The following is a 346-nucleotide window of genomic DNA, read 5'->3' as shown; positions in this document are numbered from 1 at the left end:
ATATCAAGGCGAATAATGAAAGATTCTCAACCAAGCTGCCGGCATGTATCTGGGAGGTTTAAGTATATCAAGGCGAATAATGAAAGATTCTCAACCCGGTGCGCATGAGACTATAAACGTGTATAAGTATATCAAGGCGAATAATGAAAGATTCTCAACCGTGTGCGCCGATGGTGAGGGATTCGAGTAAGTATATCAAGGCGAATAATGAAAGATTCTCAACCGGCGTTCGCACTGGCGGTGGCGATCTATAAGTATATCAAGGCGAATAATGAAAGATTCTCAACTGTAATTTTTCGGGTACTTTTGGACGTATAAGTATATCAAGGCGAATAATGAAAGATTC

The organism is Rothia sp. HMSC066H02, assembly GCF_001814995.1.
Taxonomy (GTDB): Bacteria; Actinomycetota; Actinomycetes; order Actinomycetales; family Micrococcaceae; genus Rothia; species Rothia mucilaginosa.
This window is presented reverse-complemented; position numbering follows the sequence as displayed.